General features: G+C 67.2%; 1 protein-coding gene. It reads left to right on the plus strand.

Annotation, left to right across the window (positions count from 1 at the left end; all coding sequences use genetic code 11):
- Positions 1 to 2,145 (plus strand): non-ribosomal peptide synthetase (locus tag M2283_RS51475; RefSeq protein ID WP_280883561.1); only part of this gene is annotated, 2,145 nt, incomplete at both ends.

A 2,145-nucleotide genomic window follows, 5' to 3' on the forward strand; every position in this document is an offset into this window, starting at 1 on the left:
ATCCTTCGTTCCGTGAGGTGTTGGGGCGGGTGCGGGAGGCGGGTCTTGGTGCGTATGCGCATCAGGATGTGCCGTTCGAGCGGTTGGTGGAGGAGTTGGCTCCGTCTCGTTCGCTGGCCCGGCATCCCCTCTTCCAAGTCGTCCTCACCAAGCTGAACACCATCGATTCGCAGCGTGACCCCAATGCTCCGGTGCTTGAACTTCCCGGTCTCGACGTGGAGTTGCTGTCTACGGCTCGTCCGGCGGCGAAGTTCGACCTGGACGTGATGGTCGGTGAGACGTACGACGACGAGGGAGTGCCCGCGGGTGTGCGGGGTGCGGTGACGGTGGCTGCGGATCTGTTCAATGAGGAGGCCGCGGCGGGGATCGCGGGTCGGTGGATGCGGGTGCTGTCGGCGTTGGTCGAGGATCCGCAGGTGCGGGTAGGGGCCGTTGATGTCCTGGACCCGGCCGAGCGTCATCGCGTACTGACCTCGTGGAACGACACGGCGGTCGAGGGCCCCGCGGCACTGGTTCCCGACCTGTTCACTGGGCAGGTGGTGCGGGCGCCGGAGGCTGTTGCGGTCGTGTCCGACGGTGTGCCGGTGTCTTACGGGGAGTTGGATGCGCGGGCGAATCGGTTGGCGCATTTCCTGCGGGAGCAGGGTGTCGGTGCCGAGTCGGTGGTGGGGTTGTGCCTGCCGCGGGGTGGCGAGTCGATTGCGGCGATCCTGGGTGTGTGGCGGGCGGGGGCGGCGTATGTGCCGTTGGATCCGGGTCTGCCGGCGGAGCGGATTGCGTTCATGCTGGCGGACAGTGGTGCGGTGTTGACGTTGACGTCGGAAGAGGTGCTGGAGGATCTTCCGGCGGGCCGGCAGCGGTTGGTGGCGGTGGATGGTCCGCTGGTAGCGATGCAACTCGCGGCGGCCCCGGTCACGGCTCCGGAGATTCCGGATGTGATACCTGCGCAGGTGGCGTATGTGATGTATACGTCGGGGTCGACGGGACGGCCCAAGGGTGTCGCGGTCACGCATGGGGCGCTGGCGAACTATGTCGGCTCGGTGCCCCAGCGGGTGGGCTTCGACGGGCCAGGACGGTTTGCGGTGTTGCAGGCGCAGGCCACCGACCTGGGCAACACGGTGGTGTTCGCGAGCCTGGCCTCCGGCGGTGAACTCCACATCCTCGACGAAGACGCGGTCACCGATCCCGCTCTCGTGGCCTCGTATCTGACCGAGCATCGCATCGACTACCTCAAGGCCGTCCCCTCGCATGTCGCGGCACTCGGCGCTGCTGCGGTACTGCCCGCCAAATCCCTCGTGCTCGGCGGCGAGGCGGCTTCTGCGCAACTGGTGGGCGAGCTGCTGGCCGGCGATCGGGCTGTGTTCAATCATTACGGTCCGACGGAGGCGACGATCGGTGTCGCGACGGCGCGTCTGACTGCGGAGATGGCCGCATCGGGGGTGGTTCCGGTGGGTTCTCCGGTGGCCAATACCCGGTTCTATGTGCTGGATGAGGGTTTGCAGCCGGTCGCTCCGGGTGTGGTGGGTGAACTCTATGTAGCGGGTGCGCAGCTGGCGCGCGGGTATGTGGGTCGGGCCGGGTTGACGGCGGAGCGGTTCGTGGCCTGCCCGTGGGGTGGCCTGGGTGAGCGGATGTATCGCACGGGCGACCGGGTCCGGTGGATCTCCGAGGGCCAGGTCGTCTTCGTCGGCCGTGTGGATGAGCAGGTGAAGATCCGCGGCTACCGGGTCGAGCCCGGGGAGGTACAGGCCGTTGTGGCCGCACACCCCCGGGTGGTCCAGGCGGCGGTCGTCGCCCGCGAGGACACCCCCGGCGATGTGCGTCTGGTCGCCTATGTGGTGCCGACGGACGACGATGCCGATCGTGCTCAACTCGCCCTAGAACTACGGGAGTTCGCGGGTAGGCGGTTGCCTGATCACATGGTTCCCTCGGCGGTTGTGGTGATGGATGGTCTCCCGTTGACCGGTAACGGGAAGCTGGACCGCGGGGCTTTGCCTGCTCCGGATCGTGCGGCGGTGTCGGGTACCGGGCGGGGGCCGGCGAGTCTTCGGGAGGAGATTCTGTGCCAGGCCTTCGCTGAGGTGCTGGGTGTTGCGTCGGTCGGTGTGGATGATGACTTTTTTGATTTGGGTGGGCATTCGTTGT

The sequence above is a fragment of the Streptomyces pseudovenezuelae genome (assembly GCF_029892565.1).
Lineage (GTDB): Bacteria > Actinomycetota > Actinomycetes > Streptomycetales > Streptomycetaceae > Streptomyces > Streptomyces pseudovenezuelae_A.